At 46.3% G+C, this 26841-nt stretch carries 24 protein-coding genes; 8 read left to right on the forward strand and 16 right to left on the reverse strand.

Annotated features, from left to right (window positions below; genetic code table 11):
* Nucleotides 1–53: 53 nt before the first annotated feature.
* A complete protein-coding gene (gene cysQ / locus JC525_RS10690; protein ID WP_198815832.1) occupies nucleotides 54–899 on the reverse strand; it encodes a 3'(2'),5'-bisphosphate nucleotidase CysQ in 846 nt (281 codons plus the stop codon).
* Nucleotides 900–902: 3 nt separating this feature from the next.
* Nucleotides 903–1466 carry an ADP compounds hydrolase NudE gene (nudE, locus tag JC525_RS10695; protein ID WP_198815833.1) on the reverse strand — a complete coding sequence of 188 codons (564 nt, stop codon included), beginning with the start codon at nucleotides 1464–1466 and terminating at the stop codon, nucleotides 903–905.
* Nucleotides 1467–1537: 71 nt separating this feature from the next.
* Between nudE and yrfG the strand changes: the two genes are divergently transcribed.
* The 3 genes from yrfG to JC525_RS10710 all read left to right on the forward strand — a co-directional run bounded on the left by yrfG (nucleotide 1538) and on the right by JC525_RS10710 (nucleotide 4590).
* Complete coding sequence (yrfG, locus tag JC525_RS10700) at nucleotides 1538–2251, forward strand: GMP/IMP nucleotidase (RefSeq protein WP_198815834.1); 714 nt, start codon at nucleotides 1538–1540, stop codon at nucleotides 2249–2251.
* 13 nt (nucleotides 2252–2264) lie between these two features.
* Entirely contained in the window at nucleotides 2265–2810 is a 546-nt protein-coding gene (yjjX, locus tag JC525_RS10705) for an inosine/xanthosine triphosphatase (protein WP_105932484.1), read from the forward strand.
* A 391-nt stretch (nucleotides 2811–3201) separates the two neighbouring features.
* The gene (locus tag JC525_RS10710; protein ID WP_198815835.1) at nucleotides 3202–4590 is read left to right on the forward strand and encodes an NAD-dependent succinate-semialdehyde dehydrogenase; all 1389 of its coding nucleotides are present in this window, start codon (nucleotides 3202–3204) and stop codon (nucleotides 4588–4590) included.
* A gap of 186 nt (nucleotides 4591–4776) precedes the next feature.
* Here JC525_RS10710 and JC525_RS10715 read toward each other — a convergent pair whose 3' ends face one another.
* The 13 genes from JC525_RS10715 to gspC form a co-directional block, all read right to left on the reverse strand.
* Nucleotides 4777–6210: a YdgA family protein gene (locus JC525_RS10715; protein ID WP_198815836.1), complete on the reverse strand. Its 1434-nt coding sequence runs from the start codon at nucleotides 6208–6210 to the stop codon at nucleotides 4777–4779.
* Between the two features lie 81 nt (nucleotides 6211–6291).
* Complete coding sequence (locus JC525_RS10720) at nucleotides 6292–7059, reverse strand: type II secretion system protein N (RefSeq protein ID WP_198815837.1); 768 nt, start codon at nucleotides 7057–7059, stop codon at nucleotides 6292–6294.
* On the reverse strand, nucleotides 7056–7535 hold the full coding sequence (gene gspM, locus JC525_RS10725; protein WP_198815838.1) for a type II secretion system protein GspM: 480 nt from the start codon (nucleotides 7533–7535) through the stop codon (nucleotides 7056–7058). Before gspM ends, JC525_RS10720 begins: the two co-directional genes overlap by 4 nt.
* Nucleotides 7532–8731 carry a type II secretion system protein GspL gene (gene gspL / locus JC525_RS10730; RefSeq protein ID WP_198815839.1) on the reverse strand — a complete coding sequence of 400 codons (1200 nt, stop codon included), beginning with the start codon at nucleotides 8729–8731 and terminating at the stop codon, nucleotides 7532–7534. The genes gspM and gspL overlap by 4 nt, the downstream gene beginning before the upstream one ends.
* Entirely contained in the window at nucleotides 8731–9807 is a 1077-nt protein-coding gene (gspK, locus tag JC525_RS10735; RefSeq protein WP_269822347.1) for a type II secretion system minor pseudopilin GspK, read from the reverse strand. The genes gspL and gspK overlap by 1 nt, the downstream gene beginning before the upstream one ends.
* Nucleotides 9804–10430 (reverse strand): type II secretion system minor pseudopilin GspJ, encoded by a 627-nt coding sequence (gspJ, locus tag JC525_RS10740; RefSeq protein ID WP_198815840.1) that lies wholly within the window; start codon nucleotides 10428–10430, stop codon nucleotides 9804–9806. Before gspJ ends, gspK begins: the two co-directional genes overlap by 4 nt.
* Before the next feature lies 1 nt (nucleotide 10431).
* Nucleotides 10432–10911 (reverse strand): type II secretion system minor pseudopilin GspI, encoded by a 480-nt coding sequence (gene gspI / locus JC525_RS10745; RefSeq protein WP_269822348.1) that lies wholly within the window; start codon nucleotides 10909–10911, stop codon nucleotides 10432–10434.
* Nucleotides 10908–11534, reverse strand: coding sequence for a type II secretion system minor pseudopilin GspH (gene gspH, locus JC525_RS10750; protein WP_198815841.1), 627 nt, complete (start codon nucleotides 11532–11534; stop codon nucleotides 10908–10910). The genes gspI and gspH overlap by 4 nt, the downstream gene beginning before the upstream one ends.
* A gap of 5 nt (nucleotides 11535–11539) precedes the next feature.
* Nucleotides 11540–11977 carry a type II secretion system major pseudopilin GspG gene (gene gspG, locus JC525_RS10755; RefSeq protein ID WP_198815842.1) on the reverse strand — a complete coding sequence of 146 codons (438 nt, stop codon included), beginning with the start codon at nucleotides 11975–11977 and terminating at the stop codon, nucleotides 11540–11542.
* On the reverse strand, nucleotides 11977–13203 hold the full coding sequence (gspF, locus tag JC525_RS10760) for a type II secretion system inner membrane protein GspF (RefSeq protein WP_198815843.1): 1227 nt from the start codon (nucleotides 13201–13203) through the stop codon (nucleotides 11977–11979). Before gspF ends, gspG begins: the two co-directional genes overlap by 1 nt.
* Nucleotides 13204–14769 carry a type II secretion system ATPase GspE gene (gene gspE / locus JC525_RS10765; RefSeq protein ID WP_269822349.1) on the reverse strand — a complete coding sequence of 522 codons (1566 nt, stop codon included), beginning with the start codon at nucleotides 14767–14769 and terminating at the stop codon, nucleotides 13204–13206.
* Nucleotide 14770: 1 nt separating this feature from the next.
* Nucleotides 14771–16816: a type II secretion system secretin GspD gene (gene gspD / locus JC525_RS10770; RefSeq protein ID WP_198815844.1), complete on the reverse strand. Its 2046-nt coding sequence runs from the start codon at nucleotides 16814–16816 to the stop codon at nucleotides 14771–14773.
* A gap of 103 nt (nucleotides 16817–16919) precedes the next feature.
* Nucleotides 16920–17843, reverse strand: a complete 924-nt coding sequence (gene gspC, locus JC525_RS10775) for a type II secretion system protein GspC (protein WP_198815845.1) — start codon at nucleotides 17841–17843, stop codon at nucleotides 16920–16922.
* Between the two features lie 129 nt (nucleotides 17844–17972).
* Between gspC and hslR the strand changes: the two genes are divergently transcribed.
* The 5 genes from hslR to JC525_RS10800 all read left to right on the forward strand — a co-directional run bounded on the left by hslR (nucleotide 17973) and on the right by JC525_RS10800 (nucleotide 25360).
* On the forward strand, nucleotides 17973–18377 hold the full coding sequence (gene hslR / locus JC525_RS10780; protein WP_198815846.1) for a ribosome-associated heat shock protein Hsp15: 405 nt from the start codon (nucleotides 17973–17975) through the stop codon (nucleotides 18375–18377).
* Between the two features lie 23 nt (nucleotides 18378–18400).
* On the forward strand, nucleotides 18401–19300 hold the full coding sequence (gene hslO, locus JC525_RS10785) for an Hsp33 family molecular chaperone HslO (RefSeq protein WP_105932499.1): 900 nt from the start codon (nucleotides 18401–18403) through the stop codon (nucleotides 19298–19300).
* Between the two features lie 475 nt (nucleotides 19301–19775).
* A complete protein-coding gene (locus tag JC525_RS10790) occupies nucleotides 19776–21338 on the forward strand; it encodes a phosphoenolpyruvate carboxykinase (protein WP_198815847.1) in 1563 nt (520 codons plus the stop codon).
* A 240-nt stretch (nucleotides 21339–21578) separates the two neighbouring features.
* Nucleotides 21579–24044 carry a TIM-barrel domain-containing protein gene (locus JC525_RS10795; protein WP_198815848.1) on the forward strand — a complete coding sequence of 822 codons (2466 nt, stop codon included), beginning with the start codon at nucleotides 21579–21581 and terminating at the stop codon, nucleotides 24042–24044.
* A gap of 137 nt (nucleotides 24045–24181) precedes the next feature.
* Nucleotides 24182–25360, forward strand: a complete 1179-nt coding sequence (locus JC525_RS10800; protein WP_198815849.1) for an MFS transporter — start codon at nucleotides 24182–24184, stop codon at nucleotides 25358–25360.
* Nucleotides 25361–25394: 34 nt separating this feature from the next.
* Here the strand turns inward: JC525_RS10800 and envZ are convergent, their stop codons facing one another.
* Nucleotides 25395–26729, reverse strand: coding sequence for a two-component system sensor histidine kinase EnvZ (gene envZ / locus JC525_RS10805; RefSeq protein ID WP_198815850.1), 1335 nt, complete (start codon nucleotides 26727–26729; stop codon nucleotides 25395–25397).
* Nucleotides 26730–26841 lie beyond the last annotated feature (112 nt).

Genomic DNA, 26841 nt, shown 5'->3' on the forward strand with positions numbered 1-26841 from the left:
TTACCACGCTATTATACGTAGGTTAGCACGCTGCGCTATCAGTTTGATACGCGTTAATGCCGATGCGGGTTTACAAAATCATTATACTGGACAACGTCTTGCCATGGCACCCGTTGATCGCCCATTACCACAAAATCTGGGTTCTCTAGCGAATGACGTTGGTTATAGGTGAGAGGTTCAAAATTTGCCGCTGCAATACTGCCGCCTGCTTCAGAAACAATGCACTGAGAAGCCCCTGTGTCCCATTCGCCAGTAATGCCAATACGCATAAACACGTCGGCTTTACCTTCTGCGATAAAGCACGCTTTCAGCGAACAACTTCCAAGGGGAAGGGTTTGATATACCCGTTTCGCGCACATTCTACTTAGCACTTTTTCTCGCGACTGACGACGACTGATAGCGATCATAACAACGCTATTTTTAGGGTCGTCTAATTTACGTACTTTAATAGGGTGATCACCATCTGGCGATAACTTAAATGCGCCCTTGCCTTTTTGAGCGTAATACAGTGATTGCCCGGGAGGCCAAAATATAACGCCAATGGTTGGTTCGTTATTTTCAATTAAGGCAATATTTACGGCAAAGTCGCCGCTTCGTGCAATAAACTCTTGCGTGCCATCGATGGGGTCTATGAGCCAATAGCGCGGCCAATGCTTTCGCTCTTCTAAACTTGCGTGTTTATTTTCTTCAGAAAGAATGGGGATATCAGGCGTAGCGGCTTTTAAGCGCTTGTTAATGATATCGTTTGCCAAGTAGTCTGCGCTGGTGACAGGGGATTCGTCTTCTTTCTGGTAAGCGTCAAAGTCACCTTTGTCGTACACTTCTAATACGGCTTCGCCAGCTTCAACGGCAATTTTTTTGGCAAGTTCTAGTAGGTCGGCATGGGCGTCATCGGGCATAGTTTATTGTTCCTTAAACCACTTTTGAGCTAAAAACAGCGCAGCTATGCAGCGTGCTTCTATAAAGTCTTCTCTAGCAAGTAAAGCATCTGCTTCATCTAAAGGCCAATGAATCACCTCAAGAGGTTCAGGCTCATCACCTTCTAGTTGCTTGGGATACAAGTCGCGGGCCAACACGATGGTCATATGGGCGTTAAAAAAAGTTGGTGCCATACTTACTTTGTGAAGTTCAATAAGGTCGTTGGCGGCGAAGCCTGCTTCTTCTTGGAGCTCGCGATTAGCTGCTTCAATGGCGGTCTCGCCCGGGTCAATGAGACCTTTTGGAAAACCAAGTTGATACGAGTGTGTTCCAGCGGCATATTCGCGAATTAACACCATGGTGTTTTCATCTAGCATAGGCACAATCATTACCGCGCCCCGGTTACCCCCAGCCATGCGCTCAAATTCACGGGTGGCGCCATTAGAAAACTCAAGGTCTAGGCGCTCTACCCTGAAGAGTTTACTTTGGGCAACGATTTCACGAGAATGAATGTGTGGTAACGGTTTGTTCGGATCAATTTTCGGCATGTCTCTCGCTACAACTTTGTTATCATACTTGTATACAATTTATTAGCTTACTTCATTATAAGGAAAATCGCTTGCCCTTTCTGCCCTGGAATGAAATAGATACTGTACTACTCGATATGGATGGAACCCTGTTGGACCTCCATTATGATAATCAGTTCTGGCTGCACCATTTACCCAAGCGTTTAGCGGAATTGCGAGGCATTTCAGAAGCACAAAGCCAACAGGAAATGTCAGAGCGTTATGAAGCAGTGTTTGGTCAAATACAGTGGTATTGCTTAGATTATTGGGCCGAGTCACTGGCTTTAGACTTAGAAAATGAATTTATGCCGCTGAAACGGGAGCTTGCTCATTTGCTTGCGCTTCGAGAGGATACCATCCCATTTCTAGATGCGCTGCATGCGTCGGGTAGAGAAGTCGTGCTTGTTACCAATGCGCACCCCAATAGCTTGGCGCTTAAAATCGAACATACTCAGCTTGACGATCACATCGATAATTTGATTTCGACCCATGAGTTTGGCGTTACCAAAGAGTCACAGTTGTTGTGGGAACGTTTACAAAAGCGGGTGAAATTTGACGCCAACAGAACGTTGTTTGTCGATGATTCACTGCCAATATTGAATGCGGCAAAAACCTACGGAATTAAACATTTATTAGCCGTTGATAATCCCGACAGCACACTGCCAAACAGGAATATTAGTGAATTTCCAGCGGTGCGCGACTATCGTTTGATGCTTGAAGATATCGAAGCAAATCCAGTGAGTAATGCTGCAAAAAAACGTTTTTAAAGGACGAAAGTAAATGGTCTCCGATACAATTTATGTTGGCTCAATAAACCCTGTTAAGATTAATGCTGCATTAAATACCCTATCTGACACCCTAGAACATGACTTCGATGCGCAAGGTATGGCAGTTCCAAGTGGCGTGCCAGACCAGCCAATGAGCGAGGACGAAACCCGTTTGGGGGCAATAAATCGGGTTAAAGCTATGCTAGCTCATCACCAAGGTGGGCTGACTGACGCCTGGTATGTGGCGATAGAAGGGGGAGTGGATGTTTTTGAAGATGGCCCAGCGACATTTGCTTATGTGGCTATATACCATGAGGGTCATTGGTCAGTAACAAGAAGTGCCAGTTTACCCCTTCCCGTAAGTGTTTATCAGGCGCTTCAGCGAGGCGAAGAGCTAGGGCCGGTAATGGACAAACTCTTTGATATGACGAATGTTAAGCAAAAGGGCGGCGCGATCGGTCTGCTTACGTTGAATCACGCCACACGGCAAAGTGTGTATGAAGTTGCGTTAACCTTGGCTATGGCTAAGTTTCACTTCCCCGATCTCTACACCGATTAGTCGCGCCGCCATAACTTCGTTATGCTAGTGCCATCTTCAAGTTAAGCACTAAGCGCTCACAAAGGATGATGATTTACTGTGAGCCTTAGTCGAAATATTTGACTAACTTACCTTGTTATACCAGACCGTGTAGATAATCCCACATTCAGCGAGACTTAACATGTTCGCAATCGCGTCGTGTTACCGCAGGTATTGATACTAATATCGTCTACTGCGTTGCTCTGAAATCTTTACCGCGTTAAGTAATCTTTTCTGATCTACGGCGTTATTTTTTTATCATCAGTTTGCTTTTATCTTTGCAAGGCATTGAATTAAGTTGAAAATAATTCAATTGTCACCTTGGCTTTCTAGTTGCACCACTCTCATTCCAAAAGGATTAAGGAGAGTGACAATGAGTGAGACAATTAATACCTACAACCCTGCTACAGGTGAAAAAATCGATCATTATCATTTGATGTCAGCTGAGGACGCAGAGCAAGCCGTAACCCGTTCACAAGAAGCGTACTTGAACTGGCGTCGTACATCATTTGAAACCCGTGCAGACTTGTTGAATAACCTTGCTAACTTAATGGAAGAGCGAATTGATGATTTAGCCAGCCTAATGACGCGGGAAATGGGTAAAGTAACAGCTCAAGGTAAGCAAGAAGTGCAGCTGTGTGCGGAAATATGTCGCTACACTGCCGAGCACGGTGCATCTATCTTAGAAGATGAACATCGTATTTTTGAAGGTGGTCGCGCCATTATCACTTATCAGCCAATCGGCGTAATTCTGGGTATTCAGCCATGGAACTTTCCGCTTTATCAAGTTATTCGTTATAGCGTTTCAAATATTATGGCAGGTAACACGACTGTACTTAAGCACGCTAAAAACGTATTCGGTATGGCGCAGGCAATCCAACAAATGTATGAAGATGCGGGATTCCCCAAAAATGTATACCAATCGCTGTTAATAGACGGTAGTACGGCAAGTGATTTGATTAAACACAAGCATGTTCGCGGCGTAACCTTTACTGGTAGTGATGAAGTAGGTAAGCAGGTAGCTAAAGAGGCAGCAAGCTTGTCGAAAAAAACCGTGATGGAGCTTGGCAGTAACGACGCGTTCGTCGTACTTGAAGATGCGGATATCGATAACGCGGTAGAAATGTGTATTCAAGGTCGAGTAATCAATAATGGCGAAACTTGCGTAGCCGCGAAGCGTTTTGTTGTGGTCGATAGTGTGTATAACGAATTTAGAGATAAATTTGTTGCGCAGTGTAAAAAGTTGAAAGTGGGCGACCCTACGGACGAAAACACAGATTTAGGCCCAATGGCGCGCGAAGACTTGCGCGACGAACTGCACGAACAGGTGAAAAAATCATTGGAGGCCGGTGCTACACTCACCCTTGGTGGGGAAATACCAGATTCAAACGGTTATTTTTATCCTGTGACTATTCTTGAAGATGTGTCGCCAGGTATGCCTGCTTATGATGACGAACTCTTTGGCCCAGTAGCATCTTTGATCAGAGCTCGAGATGACAAGCAGGCAATGGAAGTAGCGAACGATTCGCGCTACGGACTGGGCGGTGGTATTTTCAGCACCGACACTGATAAAGCCATTGCTCTGGCGAAAGATGAGTTCGATACAGGTATGGTGAATATTAACGGTTATTCGTTAGCACAGCCTAATCTACCGTTTGGTGGAGTTAAAGATAGTGGCTATGGCCGTGAACACGGTGGCTATGGTATGCGTGAATTCGTTAACATCAAAACCATTATGGTAGCGGAAAATACTGCAGACTAACGGTCAGCAAGCTACTTAGCGTTAGAAGGCGGGCAATTGTCCGCCTTTTGTATGCTAACTTCAAACGCGTGCGCCAGAGCGTCCTTAACCTTGAGAGTAACAAGGTGTTAAACGTATTATGCCGCGCTAAATAACAATGCAGAGCGAGTGGCTCTGCATTTTACATTTGATACTGTTGCTAAGTCGTTAACGCGGGGCAAAAGGTAGCGGAATAGGTGTTCCGTTCACGCTGGCTTCTCCATTTTTCAACGTGAGTTTAGTTTCATAACCGCTTTCAGTTTCTTTTATCAAACCCTGTTGCGCAAATGTACTCAACATCATGGGCGTTTGCTGGTCTACCGCAGCTTGAAGTTCTTCTTGTGTCATGTTCTGCGCCTGTGGCGTGGCTAAAAGCTGGCCCATCATATAACCAGATGCCATGCTCTCTGCAAAGGCTTTGTCGGCAGTAATTTGCGCATCTGCCAGCAAATGGGTTACCCAGTAAGCCACATCTTCCATGGTGCCTGGCAGCGCATCAATGCCAACTAACTTCGTACGAGCATGAGCATTAAATGACCCCTCTGGTAACGTTGCTTTCAGTTTTGTTATGTTTAATTCAGGCTCAGCTTTAAGTTGGGGGAGTAAGTTTGCCTCAACAAACTCCATCATCTTGGCAGGTACTTCTTCAGTAGGCAAAAGCAATGAGGTGTTGCTGAATTCTTGATAGGCTTTGATGAAATCTATGTCTAAGTTATTGATAGCTACACCTAGCACCATATCGGTGGCCTCAATCTCAGGGCCAACGACTCTATCAATCGCATACTCCACATACACGTCAGCAGTATTTTCATCTTCGTTTACATCGGTATCGGTAATAAGTGCGATGTTGTCGAGTTGAACTTTTGTGCCTGGTTCTATTCCAGTGATTTCCATGCTTTCAATAAGCGCTTTTACTTCAGACTCAAACAGGTCGCCTTTTAACGCATTTACAATACTGCCCTTGTAACTTACGTCCATTGATAGATTAGACAGGGTCATTGAGACATCCTCAGCATCAATGCTAAGTGATTCACCAAAAGAGGTATATACCGTCTCATTTCCTTCCGGCTCTGCTTCGCCTTTGTAACCCGAGAATAATAGGGTGAACCCCTCTTCTTCACTGGTTGCGCTAAGGGCAGGAATAACATCTGCGTAGTGCAAACCACCGAATAAGCCCACTACGCCGTCATTTTGATAAATTGGCTTTTGACCGTCCCACTGCACGTACTCTCTTAGTTCATCGCCATCAATAGAGACGGAGTATTGGATGCGACCTAGACCAACACCGTCGCCGAAATAGACTGGTCCGTGATGTGCAACAAGCGTCGCAACGACACTTGGATTCTCTTCAAATGGCATTTCACTAGGCGCAGCATTCTGCGCATTTATCAATGCTTGAAAATCAACGGCAAGCTTTATTTCAGCGGTGGTAGAAAACCAGCCCTTTTTATAAGACAGAACGTCGGCAGAATACATTGCCTGCTGATTTATTTCGTCGATAGCTGACATGACGTTGTCTTGTACGCTATTTCCAATGAAATAAGGGGCAACGCCGAGCGCAACTAATGTGACGCCGACGCCGGCTAGAAGAGGTTTGTTCATTTTACAATCCTTTGTTGAGTATGTTCCAGTTGGCCCTGATAAGTCGATACCAAGACGTATACGTTGCTGTAGTTACTATCACTATTGAGCGGGGGGAAGCTGTATAGCAATGTAGCCGTTGTTGTTAGGTGCGCCAAATAAACGGGATGCCTGCTGTACCTCATCAGGTAAGCTTTCATCGGGTTTAAATTTACCACTAACACGAATATTCTTCATGTTGGTGGGAATAATGGCATCCATAGACAAATTAAGTAGATTAGGCTCGCTCACCGTTATACCAATATGCTCGCCCTCGCAGCGCAGTTTTGCAGAGTAGGTGCCAAAATCAATAGGCCCTTGGGTTCCCGCTACTGTCGCATTTAGCCAGTCTCCAGAGCCGCTTAACGACCGACACGCAGGGCCGAACGTTAGGTCGTCCAGCGTTACCTTAAAGCGTCCACCAGCGTTTACTGGCAACGGCAAGCGAACTTGGGCAATCACTCTGTCTACCGGTAGGTAAAGTGTGAAATTTTCGGTGCTTATCGTATTCTGGCTAAACAGCCCCGTTTTTATAGGCCCTTCAAACGCGATGTCGTTTTTATCGCGAATGTTTCCTGCTTTGAGATCTAATTTTATCTTCCCCAACAACATGTAAAGCGGGCTAAGTTCCCATTTAACGTTATTAATGGGTAAGCCATTCGCTACCACAGTTTGCGCTTTGCCTGAGAACAGCGTGCCGCTGACGCCGCTAACCGAAATATTACTCGGCAACGACACCCGACCTATCACCTGAGTAGCAGGCATGTAGGCTATGGCAAACAATAAGAAGGCGATAACGCCACCTATAATCCAACTAACTTTCGACTTCATGCTTTACCTAACTGTAGTCGGCGAATTTTGATATAGCCTGGCGCATCGGCCTCGGCAATATCGGCTTGAAGGATAACCACTCCCATGTTTTCCATGGCCTTAAGCCAATCTAAAACACTGTTGAAAGGGGCTTGGTCGACCCATACTTGCAGCTCTTCACCCTGAGGCTGCATTCGTGAAATGGCAATGTCGTGCTGCGCAGTAGTGCGGTTTACCGCTTGTGGTAATGAACCAGAAAAGGCGCGCTTACCGCCGCTAACGCGGCGCAACTGCTGTGCTCTTGCTGCACTGTCGTTTACCCAAACCAATAAGGATTGCTGGTTATCAAGCAGTTGCTTTTGCTTGTCTAATGCGGCGTTAAGCGGAGACCAAATTACAAAATAAAATAGCGCTATCACAATCATAACCGCTGAAATTAACACAAGCTTCTGCTCGCGTTCAGTCAGCGCTTTATACTTTTCTAAAAGTGCGTTCATAAGGTACTCCTTACCGACACAGTTCCGACAACACCATCGTCTCGATTGTTGATAGCACCTTGTTCAACCACAAACCCAGCGTTTTCTGCGGTACGTTTAAACTGCTCTAACGCTTCAAAGTTTTTACCTTGAGCTTGAATGCGAATTTCTGTGCGCGATGCGTCGAACCTCAGTGTTTGCGGCTTTACATCAGTGGCTGAAAACGCGGGCGCTAGCTGATCAAGCATAACGAGCATAGAGGCATCGCCGCCACCTTGCTCTAACTTAGCTAATTCGCTCTGAAGCTTTAACTTCACGTTGCGATAGGTACCAATATTGGGGAACCCTGCTTTTACCGCAGCATTTATCTCGCTGCTCAGCGCCTGATTTTGCGCTTTAAGCTGGTAGAGAGAAACGCCTTTGTCAATCAGGCTAGTACATAACGCCAGCACAGCAAGCACCGCAGCTACACGCCATTGACTCAACACTCCGCTGCGCTTGCGTTTAATCTTATATTCGCCTTGGCACAGGTTAAAGCTACTCTGCATCGCCTCTTTAGCCAGTACCTGCATAGGTAGCTCTAGCGGCGCTTGCGCTTCTTCAATATTTGGCAAGCTGCTCAAATCAATGCCGGCGTAATTGGTTATCGTCACAGGACTGTCTTGCTGAGCGGTAAAGTGGATAAGCGTTGGTAGTAACCATGCTTGTTCGCCCTGTACACCCTTAAAGGTATCTTGGCGTACTAAAAGTTGTTCCCCAAGGGTCAATACTGACCACCCGTCTTGCGTCACTGGTACGGCAAGGACGTCAGGTATAATGGTGTCGCAAAATAGACCGGCTTCGCCCAGCCATGATTGCCACATTTGCATTTTTTCATGGCTGACCACAGCTACGGCTTGTTGGTCACCCCGCCTTGGACCAATGGCAAAAAACTGTTGGCTTATATCGGTTGCAAGCTCATCTTCAAGCATAAACGGAATAGCAGAAATGATTTTACGACCCGCTTTGGGTGGAAGTTCAACCCACTTGAGCAATATGTCGCTACCGGGCGCTAACGCAATAACGCTTCGCTGGCCAGCGCGCTCAGTGAGCGTAGATAAGTCTCCTGCACTGGGAAGTTCGCCAGAAGCAATAATTTCATCTTCTGTTTTTGAATATACGAGCCAGCTTATCGGGTCGGTGTAGTTGGTGCCTAAACGCACCAATAATTGTTCCATTAATAGGTTCCCCCAAACTCGCGGTTCACAACACGTACGCCACTATCGGCGCTGGCGTGAAATACGGTGGAAAGCTTAAAGGTTGCTTTGTTGTACTGTGTTTTTGTGTGCAACATAAAATATTCGGTTTTTACTGAAAACCATTCCTGTCGCGTGCTTGTCAAATTAAGCGCTTGAATAGACGGTTCACTTAAAAAAGCATTGGTATCGTCCCATCCGTTTTGCGGGCGACTGCTAATCAAACTGGTGGCTTGCTGAATGTCTAGCCCCGTCAACCCTGCTAACAATGGCGCATCCTCTTCTTCTAATGTATTGACGTTAATTTTCAACTCATTGTAATCCGGAATTACGCAAACTAAAGGTAACACGTCATCGAGCCATTCTGGCGATGCACCGTTAATAATACGCAATTCACTTTTCGATGCCAGTGGTCCGTTAGCGGCAAGATAAGGAAACTCTCTAGACTCGTATTCACTATCTTCAGCACCATAAGGTCGCATACTGTCATCTTCATCTACCCAGTCGGCCAAACTGTCTCGAAGTGTATCTGCTGTAAAGTTATCTAGCCCATCTACGCTAAGCGAGAGCAGCATAGTGTGGAAGGCTTCCATAGCTTCGGTGGTGTTACTGGAGCCGCTACTGTTTGTGTTTCCTGACACGCTACCAGAGACAATAGCGTTAAGATTGAAACACGCCTGCAAATCTTCTAAGTTAGCGGTAAGGCCACCGTTTTCCAACGGATACTTAAATTCTTGCGCCCAGGGTTGGTCAATGGAAATAACCTCTTCACTTTCCTTTATCAACGACTGAATAGATTTTCGTGCAAAAGCTTCTGCGCCCATGGCGTACCAATAGGCTTGGTTATTATCTTTTAGATTCATTGTGCGCTGAACCTGAAGTTGTAAGCGCGTGCCCATTTCTGTAGCGAGTACAGCCACTAGTGCAACAATCATAAGCACAATCATCAGCGCCACGCCTTTCTGCTTACTTGGCGGTGAGCGAAAAGTACCAATAACCGCATTGCGGTTGACACGTTTAGGCTGGGGATGGCGGAATGAAGCAACGTGAGTCTTCATGACGCTCCACCTGTGGTCAAGGTGAATTCTCTGCGGATTTTACCGAAGTCTTTACTGACAAACTCTATTGCCACGGCGCGCGGAAGCGCGGTCCCTTTATAACTCTCATTCCAAGAAAGGTCTTCATATTGGTCTAAGGATTCGTTACTCGACGTAGCAAGAAACTCTATCTTAAGACTTTCTACGTCCTCTAACAGTACGCGCACCTTCGGCTCGTAGCCAATGACGTTATCAACATAGTTGCTGTATAGTCGCTCTAGCCTGTTTTCATTAAGGCGATACGCGACATATTGAAGCGTACTGCGTGGCAGCATAAGTTGAGGGTTGTGCCAGCCTCCTCGTACGAAGCCAATGCCGTCGTCGTCGCTACCGTCTAATTTACCGCCAGCCATGACCATATCTTGTTTTTCACCGTTATAGCGGATAGCTCGAGGTACGGCTTGCTGCAGATCTCGCTCAATCGTGACCATGGCGCGCTGCAATAGTTGAAGCTTTGCAAAGCGTTCTTCTGAAATATCGTTACTGTCGATAACCGTAGTGAGCAAACCAGTAGACGCAAGGCCAATAAGCGTGAAAATGGCCATGGCTATCAATATTTCTATAAGCGTAAAGCCGCGCTGCATACTAATTGCCCGCCGTTGGCTTTGCCACAAATGTGGTGACGGAAGTGACCGAGCTACCGTAGCTCTTGTCTTCACCCACAGAAACGGTAACGGCTCGTAAATCGTTATCGTTTGTTTTCGCTACCGTTTGTTGCCAGTACCAAGTACGGTCGGCCATTTCCATCGTGCCTTTTAAATTGTTTTTAGGCGGCCAAGTGGTATCTAGCTGAAGCTGATTCAGGCGGTTACTCGCCACCCAGTTGGCAAACGTGACAGCTTCAATTTGACCTACACTTGAGAGATGCTCACCTGCCGCTTTGAGTACTGCCGTACCTGTGAGCGCGAAAATAAGCAGGGCCACCATCACTTCAAGCAGAGTTAAGCCTGTTTGGTAATGTGGGGCGTGGGGTAAATTGCTGCGTTTACTCAATACAGGTTTGAAAAACGCCGTGCTTGACGGTGTCTTTGGAACTGTTGTGCGTGTAAAGATGGATGCGCTCATAGCGGACGCTCCAGCGGCCCTTCAACTAATAAAGGCGGTAAATCTTGGTTTTGCAGGCTGTAATAAACCGGCGCGTCGCCATCCTCGCCTTCGTAGTTAAACGACACAGTAAATGGCGTGATTTCGCCGCTCGACATGATAAGTATTTGCGGGGGAGGAAGCTTTTTCTCTTCTTCCTTACCTATTTCAACGCCCTCGTTAGCAACACTTAAATTTTCGTCGAATATCTCTCGGTCAAAGAGTCTGTCTTCTACGTCCCAAGGTAAGTCGTCTAAATTTAATGTGAAAGTAAATGGTTCAGGCAAAGTGTAGGGCTCATAGGTTTTTTCACCCTCAATACGCTGCCATTCATCATCATCATCTAAGTAAACGAAGTAATATTGGTTTTTATCAGCTTCGAAGCGCACGCCAAGCTGCTGCTGATTCAACACGGCAAAGTCGCTAGCCATATCGACGATAACTTGTAGACGCTGTGCTTGGCTTTTTAATAAATCAGACTTGCTTGCGCCGAAGGCGTTAAACATAACGTACCCGGCTGCCAAGCCCATAAGCAGCAGTACTAGCATGACTTCCAATAGAGTAAAGCCTGCTTCATTAAACGATGTACTGCTGCGGTAGCGCATAAAGGCTAGTTCAGGTATTCGTTAATGTTCCAGTTACCGATGTCATCATCAGTACCCGGTTCACCGTCTGGACCGTTTGAGAAAATATCAACTACGCCTAATTCTCCTGGGCTGATGAGCGCATATGGATTGCCCCACGGATCTTCAGGCAGGCGTTTAATAAAACCACCTTCAGGATAGTTACGAGGGATAGGATCAATCGTTGGTGCAGTAACTAGCGCATCTAGCCCTTGTTCAGTGGTTGGGAAGCGATTGTTACGCAGCTTGTACATCTCAAGTGCGCTTTCCATTTGTTGTATATCTACAGCTGCCTTTTTGAGCTGTGCTTCCTCTTGGTTACCTAAAATCTGCGGTGCTACCATAGAGGCCATAATACCGATGATCAGAAGTACGACCATGACTTCAATCAAACTGAAACCAGAACTGCGATTAAATGTTTTCATTAAATATTCACCATGTTGTTCAATGCTAAAATTGGCTGCAATATTGCCATAACGATAAACAGAACAATGCCTGCCATCGATACGATAAGTAAGGGTTCAAATACCTTAAGTGAGACACCAACAAGCGCTTCAAATTCCCTATCTTGATTATCTGCGGCTCGAGCTAACATTTGCTGGAGCTCGCCCGACTTTTCACCTGATGCAATCATATGCATCATCATAGGTGGAAACATTTTTGTATTATCCAGCGCAGCCCGCAAACTGCTGCCTTCTTTAACGTTAATAGCGGCTTCGGCCACTTGGTTCTTAATATGTTGATTTTCAAGCACATCGCCAGAGATTCGCATCGCTTCAAGCAAAGGAACAGCGCTGGCGCTCAATATACTCAAGGTGCGAGCGAATCGCGCTGTGTTTAAGCCTCTCGATACTCGGCCTATCAATGGAAGCGTTAATAGCGCTTTGTGATAGCGCAGTTTCATAAGCTTTTGCTGCAATACGCGCTGAATGATAACGATAAGCACGCCTATGCCGATTAGCATAAATAAGCCGTAGTTCTGAAGCCATGTACTTACAGAGATCAGAAACTGAGTAATGCCCGGCAGGTCTTGCCCCATATGGTCGAACTGCCCCACAATTTTAGGTACTACCACGGTTAACAGCAGTAACACGATCCCCATCGCAAAAAACAGCATTAACGTCGGGTAAACCATAGCCTGAGTAATTTGGCTGCGGGTTTGCTGTCTGCGCTCGGTATAGTCGGCTAAGCGATTAAGTACCGTATCAAGGTGGCCTGACTTTTCACCCGCTGCCACCATCGCGCGGTAAAGCTCGTCAAATACACTAGGAAACTGACCTAATGCATCGGCAAGCCCGTGACCTTCCACGACTTTACTGCGCACGGCCATCATCATGTTTTTTTGACGGGGCTTTTCGCACTGTTCAGCCACTGCTAGCAGCGCTTCTTCAACAGGAAGGGCCGACTCTACAAGGGTAGCCATTTGCCGAGTAAGTAGCGCTAAATCGGAGGCTGAAATACGAGGTTTAAACAGAGAAAATGAAAGGCCTTTGCCTTCGCTATGTGTGCGCTCGGCAACTTGCTCTACTTCTAGAGGGATTAAACCCTTTTCGCGCAGCTGTTGACGCACCTGACGTGCATTATCACCTTCTAGTACGCCGTTTGTATTTTTACCGCGGGCATTAACCGCCTTATAAGCGAAGGCCGCCATTTAGTCTTCCCTCGTAACTCGAAGCACTTCTTCAAGTGAGGTAACACCCAAAAGAACTTTGCGGCAGCCGTCTTCACGAATGCTTGGTGTGGATGTTCGGATGTAGCGTTCTATGGCTTGTTCACCTACGCCTTCGTGCATCATTTCACGCACTTTTTCGTCTACTAACAATAGCTCGTGGATACCAGTACGACCGCGATAGCCGGTTTGATTACAGGCGGCGCAGCCGTGAGGCTTGTAAATCGTTGTGCTGCTGGTGGCCTCTTGTCCCAAAACTTCTAGCTCTGAGGCATCCGGTATATGAGGCTTCTTACATTCCGGACACAAAGTTCGCACCAAGCGCTGTGACAATACCGCTAATAAACTTGAAGACAACAAGAAAGGCTCAATGCCCATATCTTCTAGACGCGTTATGGCGCCGGCAGCGGTATTGGTATGCAGAGTAGAAAGTACCAAGTGACCGGTTAAACTGGCTTGAACGGCGATTTGTGCCGTTTCAATATCTCGGATCTCACCGACCATTACCACGTCTGGGTCTTGGCGCAAAATAGCGCGAAGGCCGCGGGCAAACGTCATATCAACGCGCGGATTGACTTGAGTTTGGCCAATGCCTGGAAGATCAAATTCAATCGGGTCTTCAACGGTTAGAATATTTCTGTCTCGCGAGTTTATTTCAGAGAGGCCAGCGTACAAGGTAGTACTTTTACCTGAACCTGTAGGCCCGGTAACCAAAATAATGCCATGAGGCTTGCGAATAAGGGTGGAAAAGTGATTGCGATTTTGCAGCGTCATGCCCAAATCTTCTAGATTCAGGCGGGCATTATTTTTATCCAGAAGACGCAGTACAACACGCTCGCCATGACTCGATGGCATGGTAGAAACACGCACGTCTACTGCTCGCCCAGCAATACGCAGCGTTATACGACCATCTTGCGGAACCCGTTTTTCAGCAATGTCTAACTTCGCCATTACTTTAATGCGCGATACCAACATGGAAGAAAGCTTGCGGTTAGGGCGCAAAATTTCTCGCAATACACCGTCTACGCGAAAGCGAACCACAAGCTGGTTTTCAAAGGTTTCAATGTGGATATCTGACGCACCTTCTTTGATCGCTTCACCAAGCATGGCATTAATAAGCTTAATAATTGGGGCGTCATCTTCGCTATCTAACAGGTCTTCAGTGTCTGGGAGGTCTTCAGCTAACGCAAACAAGTCGCTTTCGTTGCCAAGATCTTCCATAAGCTGTTTCGCCGCTGAACTGTCACGTTGAAACGCGCTAGTCAGAAGGCTTTCAAATTCATCAGCGGGTATGGTTTTTGGCACAAAAGGCTCGCCGTAGAAACGGCGAACTTCTGCAAACACATCAAAAGGTGTGTTTTCGGTAAAGTAGAGCACAGCAGGGGTTTCATTGGTTTCAAGTAACACCTGGTTGCGCTTGGCAAAACTAAATGAAAGCTGTCTAGGGCCAGCCTCAGCTTCAGGTAAACCCGCGTCTTCACCCATGGCTTCCAAGGCTTCTTCTTGCGCCTCTAATGCTTGAGTAAGTTGTTCGTCCTGCCCAGCCATTCTACTCGTTACCTTCTTTTAGCTTCTCTTTTTCAGTGAGGTACTCTTCAAACGAAGGCGGTAGAGAAAGTTCGTCATCCCATTGCGGCATACTTGGTGTTTCGGCTGACGGCATCAAAGATACACCGTCCTGCTGACGCTTAAGTTGAAGCGCACGGATATAGTTGTACTTGCGATGACTAATGGCATTCATGGTCGCACCATCTCGCACAATTGTGGGCTTTAAGAAGACCATTAGGTTGCGCTTACGTTTACTTGTTGATGTGCTCTTAAACAGGTGACCAAGAATAGGAATATCACCAAGCAGCGGTACTTTAGATACGCTTTCCTGAACGTCTTCATCTATAAGGCCGCCAAGAACGATAGTACCGCCGTCATCTACAATTACTGTGGTTTTGATTTCACGCTTGTTAATTGAGATATCTACCGAGGTTGCACCGCTGACGCTCGACACTTCTTGTTCGATAAGAAGCTGTACTGCATCGCCTTCATTAATTTGCGGCGTCACTTTCAGTTTGATCCCCACTTCTTGACGGTCAACGGTTTGGAAAGGGTTCGAGTTATTCGCACCGGTTGTTGTGCCCGTAATAATAGGTACTTCCTGACCTACGATGAAAAACGCTTCTTCGTTGTCCATGGTGGTTAGGTGTGGCGTGGCAAGAATATTCGAGTTGGTGTCAGTGCTTACCGCTTGTACCACTGCGCCCCAGCCGTTTTCAATAACGCCTGCTATCATGCCGTTAGCACCCCCAAGTAAGCTGGCAAGCGCGGTAAAATCACCCTCGATAGTGTCTGTGGTTTCTACTACTTCGCCGTTGGCTGTGATATTCGTTTGCGTGGTTTCCCGGTCTTCGGCTTGTCGCAGTGCAACCGCCAGCGAGCCAACGCCTATAACGCCGTTATTAAACTGCGTGCCGCCACCTTCTTCTGACACCCACTGTACGCCCAAGGTCGCGCCGTCGCCTTCAAAGACTTCAACGATGATGGCTTCAACTTGTACCTGCGCGCGGCGAATATCAAGCTGTCGTACCACCTCTTCTAGCGAGCGCATCATATCGGGCTCCGCGGTAATAACGATAGCGTTCGAATCTTCATGGGCGTCGATGCTAATTTCGCGGTTTGAGCCCGCTCGACGAGTCGTTGTGCCGCCGCCTTGCTCTTCCGCCTGAATGCTCGCCGACACGCCCTGTAACACTTTAACTAAGTCTTCTGCTTTCGCGTAATTCAAAAACATAACGCGTGTATTGCCGTTAGACTCAAGCTCCTGATCCATGCGCTGTATCAGATTAATAAGTCGCTGACGCGCTTTAACGTCGCCGCTAACAATGACAGAGTTTGTTCTGTCATCAGCAACGACGCGAGGCTCAGATTTCGCGCCGGTATTGGCTTTGCCTTGAGATTTATTAATACTGTCTATAATGCGGACCATTTCAGATGCTGATGCATAACGAAGCTTAACAATTTCAACCTCTTCATCACCGGCACGGTCAACGCGTTCAATAATTTCTACAAGGCGGTTAACCACCGCAGCGCGACCTGTCAGCATCATCACGTTTGATGGGTCGTGGCTTACCACGTTACCGCCGCCTGCCTGGTCGTTTAGCTGGCGTAATATGGGAGCAAGTTCGCGCACTGGCACGTTATATACAGGCACTACGCGGGTAATGAATTCATCGCCATCTTGTTGCATGCCTTCCACAACAGGAATATTGGAAGTTTTTGCGTCTTTAGAACGCACAACTTTTAAAATGCCGCTTGGCATTTCTACAACGGCAAAATCGTAAACCTGAAGCACGTTTAGGAAAAACTGGTAATACTGATCTTCATTGAGCATGTCATAGCTGCGTACACTAATTTTCCCACGTACGTTAGGGTCGACAATAATGGTGCGCTCAAGGTTTTTGCCAACAATATTAATAAACTCATTGATATCGGTATCTTTGAAATTAGGCATGTACTCAGCAGCCGTCACTGAAAAACACAGAAGCGCTGTACACATAGCTGTGCCTAAGCGAGATAATAGTTTATGGCTAGTGCGCCTTTTCATTCTAACTTCCTTCATTTCCTAACCTGTTGATGGCTGGATTGCTTTGTAATCATCAGTGTATACCTAATCTAATAAGCACGAGCCGTTACCGTTTTAGTTATTGTTACGCCTCGGGTAAATCTAGGTATAGCGTGGTTAAGCTGCCATCTCGAATAATCGTTAACTCTATATTTTGTGCATTGCGTAGCTCAGACAGTGCCTCTTGCGATTGTTGCAAGTCGGTAAGGTCCAGCCCATTAATTTGGGTAATAACATCGCCTGCCTGAAGGCCGGCTGACTTAAATAACTCAGGCTCTTTTCCCGGGCTTACCTGATAACCGATTAGTTGGCCTTCTTCCGTCTTCGGCGATATTGAAATGAAGTCAGTGAAGCTCGCAGGACGCTCCCTGAGTGCGACGGTTGCCTCTAGTGCTTCATCACTCAACTCAACGTCATCATCTTCGTACTCATCTTCTTCTATCTCAGGCCGGTTTCTTACCTGAGATTCGCGACGTCGGTTGGCTTCTTCATAATCAATACCGTCAAGCATTAAGGTTTCGTTTCTCGCACCGTTTTTGATGATTACGCGGTCGTTATACACTTTTTGGAGCGTGGCATTAGTGCCCTCAATTTTTTCGCCCAGCCCATAAACAGCTTGGCTGCCGCGGTTTTCTATAATAGCGGTACCCGCATCTTGCTCTGAGCTAGCGACCACACCAGTAAGGGTTAAGTTTAGTCGTGTTTCTGGCGCGTCGGTTACTTCAGCAACCGGTTCGGCAGGTTTAGCCGCCGCGTTACCAAATAAGTTCAGCTGTTGTATTTTGGCAATATTGACCCCACCTTTGCCAGATGACGAAGAAATCACCGGAGCTCGGCTTGCTGTGGGTGTCGCAGATAATTGAGGTTCGGGTATAATTTGCCACACGAGTTTGGCAGCAAAAGCAATTAAATACAGGCTAAGCAGAACCACTACTATTGTATGTAGCTGTTTTTGGTGCTGGTTTAGATAAACAACCAGAGAATGTGGGTTGGGTTTATTGAATGTCATGCTGCCACTGATGGTACTGCTTTATTATAATATAGTGAATTTTTGGTTAACCGTGCTTTAGCAAACCCATAATAGCCTAGTAAAGGTGAGGGTCACAACACTAAAGCTACACCATTACGAAATTATTACATGAGCCAATTGGAAAGTAACAATACAACACAAAATGTCAGGCTGGACAAGTGGCTATGGGCTGCAAGGTTCTTTAAAACCCGTGCGGTTGCCAGAGACATGGTGCAGTCGGGAAAGGTCCAGTACAACGGGCAACGAGCCAAACCTGGTAAGCATGTAGAGCTTGGCGCCACGATTAAAGTTCCCGTCGGATGGGATATGCGTGAAATTAAGGTGCTAGGCTTAAGTGATAAGCGCTTGAGCGCGCCCCTTGCACAAACGCTTTTTGAAGAAACTGACGAAAGTGTAACAAAACGTGAAGAAAACCAAGCTGCCCGTAAAATGAATGCATTTCACAGTCCTAAACCAGATCATAGGCCTGACAAAAAGCAGCGACGACAGATTATTAAATTTAAGCAGCAGTAATGCGCTGCTCAACAGGATTATTTATGAGCGATTTCGATCAATTACACCGCTTCTTATTTACGCAAGCTAACGTTCGCGGCGAGTTAGTGCGCCTTGACGAGAGCTTAAAGCAAATTGTGCACAGCTATGAGTACCCTGTGCAAATTCAAACCTTGCTAAGTGAAATGGCAGCGGCAACATCATTGTTAACGGCAACCCTAAAGTTCAAAGGTGAAATTTCACTGCAAATTCAAAGCAAGGGGCCTGTGAGCTATGCGGTGTTAAACGCTACTCATGAACAAACGCTTCGAGGCGTAGCACGTTGGGATGAAACGTTGGAAAGTTTGCCTGAAACCTTTTCAGAACTTTTGTCGCAGGCAGTACTAGTCATTACCATTACACCAGATGAAGGCGAACGCTATCAGGGTGTTGTAGCGCTAGACAAGCCTTCTCTTGCTGAATGTATTGAAGGCTATTTTGCTCAGTCTGAGCAACTCGCGACCAGCGTTCATCTTATGACGGATATGAGCGACCCTAAAAACGCGAAAGCGTCAGGCGTGCTTCTTCAGGTACTGCCTACCGATGCTAGCGCTACCGATGTGTCGCAAGCGAATGAGTTTGCTCATATCTCTAAACTTACTCAAACACTCACAAAAGAAGAGATGTTTTCTTTATCAGTTGAAGACATTTTATATCGTCTTTACCATCAGGAAGACGTGGAAGTGTATCCAGCAAAAGACGTTACGTTTGCGTGCTCGTGTTCAAAAGAGCGCAGCGCAGAGGCGCTCCGTCATGTGGAAAAGTCTGAGCTTCACGCCATTATCGCTGAAGAGGGGGCGATAAAAATGAATTGTCAGTACTGCCATACTGAATACAGTTTTGACAGTATCGACGTTGAAGCCATTCATAGCGGTAATTTTGATGTGTCATCATCTAACCAGTAAACCTTAACTGTTTAAGCGGTGGCAAAAAGAACACGCCAGAAGCACCTAATTCACTAGGTGCTTTTTTATTTTACTTCAGAATTTCTTCGTAAACCTGACTAACAGGATAAGAAGCGAAACAATACTTAACTCATGGTTAAAAATTAACCAGCGGCAATGGTTTCCCTTATCGTCTCTCAATGTCATTTCATAGGATTTCAAATATTTGAAAGTTTTTAAAAATACTTTCTTCGTTTTTCATTTCTTTTTATTTTGAAATTCATCGATCAATCACGTGCTCTTAACCACAAATATTGCATATATACCGAAGGAAAACGCTTTTCCTGTAATTAATTTACAATATTTGTGAAAATGGCATGCCGAATATAGTGATTATACTTTTTAAAAATGCGCGTTAGGCCTTGTTTACATTACAATCGAAGAGGTGATACTTTTTTGAAAGTACTTTTGAAAAATTACATATAGGGTAACAGCCATGACCGCAGCAGCCTCAATTCAAACGGAACTGAAAGTAACGCCACTCACTGATCTGCCTAACGCAGAACTTATCGAACGCGCTGTATTGCGCGGCGAAGGTGTATTAGATAAAAACGGCGCCCTTGTCGTCGAAACCGGCAAACGTACTGGTCGCTCTCCAAACGATCGTTTTATCGTGAAAGAGCCAACGACCGAAAACGATATCGATTGGGGCAAGGTAAACAAGCCTTTTGATGCTGACAAGTTCGATGCGCTGTGGGACAGAGTAGAGGCGTATCTTTCAACACAAGAACACTTCCTTTCACACCTTCAGGTGGGTTCAGACCCTGAGCACGCGTTATCTCTTGAAGTAAGAACGCAAACTGCTTGGCAGCACGTGTTTGCTCGTAATTTATTTATTATTCCAGAACAGTGGAACGTGAAAGGCGACCAGCCTTGGCAAATCTTAAACGTTCCTGGTTTCACTTGCGAACCAGAGCGTGACGGCACAAACAGCGACGGCACAGTTATCATTAATTTCGCTAAAAAGCGTGTATTGCTTGCGGGCATGCGTTACGCAGGTGAAATGAAAAAAGCCATGTTCTCAGTGCAAAACTTCCTGCTTCCAGCAAAAGATGTGCTACCTATGCACTGCTCTGCCAACGTGGGCGAAGAAGGCGATGTGACCTTGTTCTTCGGCCTTTCAGGCACAGGTAAAACTACCCTTTCAGCCGATCCTAAGCGCTTCTTAATTGGCGATGATGAGCACGGCTGGGCGCCAGGCAGCGTATTTAATATTGAAGGCGGTTGCTATGCTAAATGTATCGATCTTTCTCAAAAGAACGAGCCGGTAATTTGGAACGCTATCAAGTTTGGTACGATATTAGAAAACGTTGTGCTTGATGAAACGCGCACGCCAGACTATACCGATACCTCTTTAACTCAAAATTCACGTGCGGCCTATCCGCTTTCTCATATTGAAAAGCGTGTTGAAGAGAACCGAGGCGGTGAGCCGCGCTCAGTGGTATTTTTGACCTGTGACGTAAGTGGCGTATTGCCTCCTGTTTCAGTGTTAAGTGAAGAGGCTGCGGCCTATCACTTCCTGAGTGGTTACACAGCGAAAGTAGGGTCTACTGAAATTGGTTCTACTAGCGATATCGAATCAACCTTCTCAACCTGTTTTGGTGCGCCTTTCTTCCCGCGCCCAGCAGGCGTGTATGCAGAACTTCTTATCAAGCGCGTTAAAGCGTTTGGTGCAAAGGTTTACTTAGTTAATACCGGTTGGACCGGCGGCCCTTACGGTACGGGCAGTCGCTTTGACATTCCCACTACCCGCGCCATTATCGATGCAATTGTATCTGGCAGTTTGGCTGATGTAGAAACCCAGCATATTGATGCGCTAAACCTTGATGTACCTGTGTCCATTGAAGGCGTAGATAGTAACCTGCTTGTGCCGCAAAACACGTGGGCTGACAAAGAAAAATACAACGAGTACGCCGCTAACTTGGTGAACGACTTTAAACAAAACTTTAAAAAGTACGACGTTAGCGACACTATCGTTAAAGCCGGGCCGGGTAACTAATACCTCGTTCGCCCCTTCCCAACGTTCATCACACTCAACGTGATTGATGTTTTGCCCGCACCGTGTTGCGGGCTTTTTTATGTCTGATCATTTAATACGCTCGCCAGCTTGCATTTTTCACGCAATGAATACGTATGTTTATTTAAGTCAGCATCGCCTGCCGTTATCATTTAATTAACATATAGGGCTTTCAGTGTGAGCAGCGGTTGCTTAATGCTGAAACGAAATGAAGGTTTTAGCATGACAACAAGATTTAGGCGTTCCGTTTTATCAACCATCGTGAGTACGGCGCTACCCCGCAGTTTATTGGCGGCTTTTTCCGTTTTGACGTTGGCGTCAGGCAATACGCTGGCTGAAGTCGAGCAGTTCTCATTAGAAGGGAACACCCTTCACGTGGATACCAATACCAATGATTTTACGATAACGGCGCTCGGCAATAAAAGCTTTCAGGTTGTTTTCTTAACGGATGACAACGGTAAGTCTTATTTGAATTTACCATCTATGGCATTGCCAGCAGAAGCGGAAATCAATGGACTTGATGTCGATGTGTCTGAGACACCTAACGCTATCACACTGGCCTATAACAAGGTTACTGCAAGTATCGACAAGCAAAGTCACGTCATAAGTTATGCGTTAAACGGGGAAGTGGTTGCTAAAGAGCGCGACGGCCTTTCTATTACCAATGACAGTGTACGCTTGTCGTTTACTCTTGATGAAAGCGAAAAGCTCTATGGCGGTGGCCAGCGCATACTGGGTATGGACCGTCGCGGTAACATTATGCCGCTTTATAACAAGGCCCATTATGGTTATACCACGTCATCGAATCAGATGTATTTTGGCTTATCCGCGGTGATGTCTTCTAAACACTATAGCGTGCTTTTTGATAACACCGCCTCCGGTCAGCTTGATATAGGCAGCAGCACACCTGATGAACTTTTATTTACTGCACAAGGTGGTCGCGCCAGCTACATCATGGTATTGGGTGAAAGCTTGTCTGATACTGTGCAATCTACTGTTGCGGTAACGGGCAAACAGCCTCTACCTCCGCGCTGGCTATTGGGTAACTTCGCGTCTCGTTTCGGTTATAAATCGCAAGATGAAGTCACAAGCGTAGTCGATGCTTTTAATACGCAAGATATTCCCGTTGACGCTGTAGTGCTGGATTTATACTGGTTTGGTAAAGACATTCAGGGTCATATGGGTAACTTGAGTTGGGACAGTGAGACGTTTCCCGAACCAGAGAAAATGATGAGTGAACTTCGCAATCAAGACGTAAAAACCGTGCTCATAACAGAACCGTTTATTCTGACGACGTCAAAGCAATGGGAGAGCGCCGTTGCCAATGATGCCCTTGCTCTAAACGATAATGGTACGCCGTATACCTTTGACTTTTACTTTGGCAATACCGGCCTTGTTGATGTGTTCAGTGACGCGGGCCAAGACTGGTTTTGGCAATATTATGAAAAGCTAGCCGCACAGGGCGTTGCTGGCTGGTGGGGCGATTTAGGTGAGCCGGAGGTTCATCCTGATGATATTCAGCACACCTGGAGCAACGCAGGTCTTGGTGATAAGACGGTGAGCGGTGCCGAAGTGCATAACGGTTATGGTCATCAGTGGGCGAAAACCGTGTATAACAATTTAACCGAGCTCCAACCTGATACGCGCCCGTTTGTTCTCATGCGTTCAGGCTTTTTGAGCAGCCAGCGTTACGGTATGGTGCCCTGGACGGGGGATGTGAGTCGAAGCTGGGACGGACTTAAACCTCAGGTAGAGTTGGCACTTCAAATGAGTGTTTTTGGTTTGGCTTACACCCACTCAGACTTAGGTGGATTTGCTGGAGGCGAAACCCTTAATGCAGAGCTTTATACGCGATGGCTTCAGTTCGGCACTTTTTCACCGGTGTTTAGGCCTCATGCTCAAGATAATATTGCGCCAGAGCCAGTTTTCCATGACGACCCGGTAAAGTCTATTGCGCGCAAGTTTATCCAGCTTCGCTACGACATGCTGCCGTATAACTATTCACTGGCCTTTGAAAATGCGCTTTATGGCACGCCACTAATGCGCCCGTTAGCGATGGCGTATGGTGAAAACGATTGGTTTGAGAATGCTGAAAGTTATTTGTGGGGTGATGCGCTGTTAGTGTCACCGGTGACTAGCCCTGATCAGACCCAATGGCCGACAGCCCTTCCTGAAGGCGTGTGGTTCGACTTTTTCTCTGATACGCGCTACCAAGGTGGTCAAACTGTTGATTACTCATTAACCCAAGATAACTTTCCTGTGTGGGTAAAAGCGGGAAGCTTTATGCCGATGGTTAAAGGGTTAAAACGCACTGAGCAGTTTGATGTCCGACAAATAGACATGCATTACTGGCACGATAACTCTGTAGATTCATCTTCCTATACTTATTACGAGGATGATGGCAAAAACCCCGCGTCTGTTGAAAAAGGCTTGTACACAAAGCTACATGTTCGTTCGTCTGTAGATGAAAACGCTGCTTTAACCCTAACGCTTGATAGCGAGGGTAGCTATATTGGTATGCCCAAACAACGAAATATCACCTACGTAATACATGGTTTAAGGGATAAACCACAAAGCGTTTCAATTGATGGTAATAGTGTACCGGCAATGTGGGATGAAAAAGGGAAAACGCTTTCACTTGCATTTTCATGCGACTATCAGCAATCTGTAGAGGTAGTGATTATGTGATAATTAACGGTACTGACTAGGGTATACGAAAAGTCAGTTTCCGTAAGGGTTCACGTTGTGGTTAAGGGCGCACCTCTACGCTGTGCCCTTTCGTCTATATCCGATGTATCTGCACTGATATCAACCATGGAGCCTAAATGAGCCGACTTCCCGCCACTATTGTTATCTTTGCCGGTTTTTTCTTAATCGGTAAATTATTTTTGCTATGGGGAATTCTGCTGCCGGATATCGCTGCTGACCTTCAAATGTCTGAGGTTGTCAGTGGGGCGCTTTTCTCCCTCTTCTCTGTAGGCATGATGTTAGGTGCGGTGATTGGCGGAAAATATGCCAGTCGCTTCGAGTACATGCCTCTTTTAGCCACCCTGTTCAGTATAAACACCGTGCTTCTGCTGATGGTGTCCGTTTTATCATCATGGCAATGGTTCTTAGTGCTTGCCGTACTCATTGGCGTAGTGAGCTCGACCATTTTTACCATAGGGCACACACTTATAGCGCGAATGTATGCCGAAAAGCGTTTTACTATGATGGGGCTGATGGATTTTATGTTTAGCCTTGGGACCTTTGCAGCTTCATTTTTTGTAACCCTGTTATATCTGGTCGACCAAAACTGGCGACTTCCCATTCAGGTTATAGCTGGAGTAATGGTGTTACTGGCTTGCTATACTTTTATAGCCGCCCGCTCACAGGCCAAGGTGCTTAAAGGCCAGCCTAAAGCGCCCAAAAAGACGTTAGCATTTGGCGTTATTATTAAACAGCCGGTTTTTATTTTTATGGCCCTGCTTTCTTTTGGTTATGGGGCGGTAGAATTCGGTAATGCCAACTGGTTTGTTAGCTATGCGCAAAATGGTCTAGGATTCACCGGTGAGCAATCTCGTAACCTTCTGGCTTGCTTCACCGCAGGCATGGTAATAAGTCGCTTAACGTTTCCTTTTTTGCTTCGCTTTGTATCAGTGCACCGCTTAATTGTATTAATGGCGACTGCCTCGTTGGCAGGGGTATTTGCTCTTAAGCTAATGCCTAGTATGTACGGCATTGGCGCGGGTAATCTTCTATTGGGGCTTGGATTAGGCGGGCTGTTTCCATTAATGTTATCTGCCGCCATGAATATCGACAGCGATAACGGCCCTGTACTGTCTGGGATCGCAATCATTGGCAACTCTACCGGCGTGCAGGTGGCGTCATTTTCAACGGGGCTATGGGCAAACTTCGCACCGCTCACTACGGCGTTTTGGGTCATTCCTATAGGCGGATGTTTACTATGGCTAGCTTCATACGGCTACAGCCGCAAAATCAAGTACCACGATAGGCCCGTCTAACACTCTCCCATTGAATAAGTGAGTATTAAGCGCTCTATTTTTTGTCGGGCAGTTCAGCCAAGTAGGGCAGATAGAACTCGGCGACCAAGCCTTGCTGAGGGTGATTTCTCAAGGTTACCTCTCCATCATGGGCCTCGACAATACGCCTAATGATAGCGAGACCCAGCCCAGAGCCAGAAGAATTTCTGGCTTTGTCACCTTGCGCAAAAGGCATGAAAAGCGAAGTTAATTCATCATCTGGAATACCTGGCCCGAAATCTCGAACCTTGCAATACACGCGTTTTTCATGGCGATTGTAAAAGCTGCTGATGGCGATGTTGTCCGAGCCATACTTAAACGCATTTTCTATCAGGTTATCGAGCACGCGCTTCATCGCAATGCGTTTCAATGACAAGGGGGGAATGGTATTAAGCTTTAAGTCAATGTGATGCTTATCATCAAGGTGTCTTGCTTGAACAAGCTCTGCAATAATAGCGTTTAAATCGGTTTCTTGCGTCGTTTCTTCGGTATCGTAACGCGCATAATCAATGAACTGATCGATAATAGCGTTCATGTCTTCAATGTCGTTCACAATACCGTCTTTTATCCAATCTTGGTCTTCGGGCAGCATTTCCGAGGCAAGGCGAATGCGAGTGAGTGGCGTACGTAAGTCGTGGGAAATACCTGCTGTCATGATATTTCTGTCATTCTCAAGCTGCTTTATGCCCTGATTCATGCGGTTAAACGCGCGAGTAACCTGAATCATTTCGGTACTGCCTTGTTCGCGAAGAGGAGCTGGGTGCTCACCTTTACCCACAGAAATTGCCGCTTTCTGAAGAGCAGATAAAGGGCGAGTCATACGTCTTACAAACAACCATCCACCTGCCACACTTAATATGCCAATAACCATAAGATACATAGTAAGTGGCGAGATATTCGCTTCGTTTAGCCCTGAGATAGGAATAGAAATCCATGTGTCCGGATAGCGGTTTAGCGATATCCAAACAATATAAGGGGCATTTTCGTCGCTAGCCTGACCTGTGGTGCTAATGCGTACGTCTGCAAGTAGATTGAGCTGCTCGCTAACCTGAGATGAGATGTAGTTGTAGTAGACGGCGCTCTCTAAACCATTTTTTTTAGCCACGCTTTCATCGAACACATGTACCTGCGTTTTTTCAAAGTATCGGTCGCGTGTTTCTTGATTGGTCACTAGTAAATCGTTAGCAAGCACAGACTTCACTTGCGTTGCTAGCAAGCTATTGATTTGCTGATAGCTTGGTTGGATAAAGTAGTAGGTAACAGAGATGTAGGACACTATCTGATTAATAAGCAGCAACACGCCAATAAGCATGACGGTTTGGCCAAACGCACTTTTTGGAATTAAACGCATAACATGCCGTTACTCTGTGTTTTGGGCCAGTGCCTGTATAGGCGGCATGTTAGCGCGCAATTAGGTGTCATAAGTAAACATACTTCATAAGCATACTGGCTAAGACAGCGGT

It is taken from the genome of Alteromonas sp. IB21 (assembly GCF_016405965.1).
GTDB lineage: Bacteria > Pseudomonadota > Gammaproteobacteria > Enterobacterales > Alteromonadaceae > Alteromonas.

What these genes read in the sequence shown, in the direction of transcription:
- gspF (WP_198815843.1), bottom strand. Translation starts at nt 13,203, where the DNA reads ATGGCGGCCTTCGCTTATAAGGCGGTTAATGCCCGCGGTAAAAATACA.
- gspE (WP_269822349.1), bottom strand. Translation starts at nt 14,769, where the DNA reads ATGGCTGGGCAGGACGAACAACTTACTCAAGCATTAGAGGCGCAAGAA.
- JC525_RS10800 (WP_198815849.1), top strand. Translation starts at nt 24,182, where the DNA reads ATGAGCCGACTTCCCGCCACTATTGTTATCTTTGCCGGTTTTTTCTTA.
- yjjX (WP_105932484.1), top strand. Translation starts at nt 2,265, where the DNA reads ATGGTCTCCGATACAATTTATGTTGGCTCAATAAACCCTGTTAAGATT.
- gspI (WP_269822348.1), bottom strand. Translation starts at nt 10,911, where the DNA reads ATGAGCGCATCCATCTTTACACGCACAACAGTTCCAAAGACACCGTCA.
- gspJ (WP_198815840.1), bottom strand. Translation starts at nt 10,430, where the DNA reads ATGCAGCGCGGCTTTACGCTTATAGAAATATTGATAGCCATGGCCATT.
- hslR (WP_198815846.1), top strand. Translation starts at nt 17,973, where the DNA reads ATGAGCCAATTGGAAAGTAACAATACAACACAAAATGTCAGGCTGGAC.
- hslO (WP_105932499.1), top strand. Translation starts at nt 18,401, where the DNA reads ATGAGCGATTTCGATCAATTACACCGCTTCTTATTTACGCAAGCTAAC.
- envZ (WP_198815850.1), bottom strand. Translation starts at nt 26,729, where the DNA reads ATGCGTTTAATTCCAAAAAGTGCGTTTGGCCAAACCGTCATGCTTATT.
- JC525_RS10795 (WP_198815848.1), top strand. Translation starts at nt 21,579, where the DNA reads ATGACAACAAGATTTAGGCGTTCCGTTTTATCAACCATCGTGAGTACG.
- nudE (WP_198815833.1), bottom strand. Translation starts at nt 1,466, where the DNA reads ATGCCGAAAATTGATCCGAACAAACCGTTACCACACATTCATTCTCGT.
- gspH (WP_198815841.1), bottom strand. Translation starts at nt 11,534, where the DNA reads ATGCGCTACCGCAGCAGTACATCGTTTAATGAAGCAGGCTTTACTCTA.
- gspL (WP_198815839.1), bottom strand. Translation starts at nt 8,731, where the DNA reads ATGGAACAATTATTGGTGCGTTTAGGCACCAACTACACCGACCCGATA.
- cysQ (WP_198815832.1), bottom strand. Translation starts at nt 899, where the DNA reads ATGCCCGATGACGCCCATGCCGACCTACTAGAACTTGCCAAAAAAATT.
- gspC (WP_198815845.1), bottom strand. Translation starts at nt 17,843, where the DNA reads ATGACATTCAATAAACCCAACCCACATTCTCTGGTTGTTTATCTAAAC.
- JC525_RS10790 (WP_198815847.1), top strand. Translation starts at nt 19,776, where the DNA reads ATGACCGCAGCAGCCTCAATTCAAACGGAACTGAAAGTAACGCCACTC.
- JC525_RS10715 (WP_198815836.1), bottom strand. Translation starts at nt 6,210, where the DNA reads ATGAACAAACCTCTTCTAGCCGGCGTCGGCGTCACATTAGTTGCGCTC.
- gspG (WP_198815842.1), bottom strand. Translation starts at nt 11,977, where the DNA reads ATGAAAACATTTAATCGCAGTTCTGGTTTCAGTTTGATTGAAGTCATG.
- JC525_RS10720 (WP_198815837.1), bottom strand. Translation starts at nt 7,059, where the DNA reads ATGAAGTCGAAAGTTAGTTGGATTATAGGTGGCGTTATCGCCTTCTTA.
- gspM (WP_198815838.1), bottom strand. Translation starts at nt 7,535, where the DNA reads ATGAACGCACTTTTAGAAAAGTATAAAGCGCTGACTGAACGCGAGCAG.
- gspD (WP_198815844.1), bottom strand. Translation starts at nt 16,816, where the DNA reads ATGAAAAGGCGCACTAGCCATAAACTATTATCTCGCTTAGGCACAGCT.
- JC525_RS10710 (WP_198815835.1), top strand. Translation starts at nt 3,202, where the DNA reads ATGAGTGAGACAATTAATACCTACAACCCTGCTACAGGTGAAAAAATC.
- gspK (WP_269822347.1), bottom strand. Translation starts at nt 9,807, where the DNA reads ATGAAGACTCACGTTGCTTCATTCCGCCATCCCCAGCCTAAACGTGTC.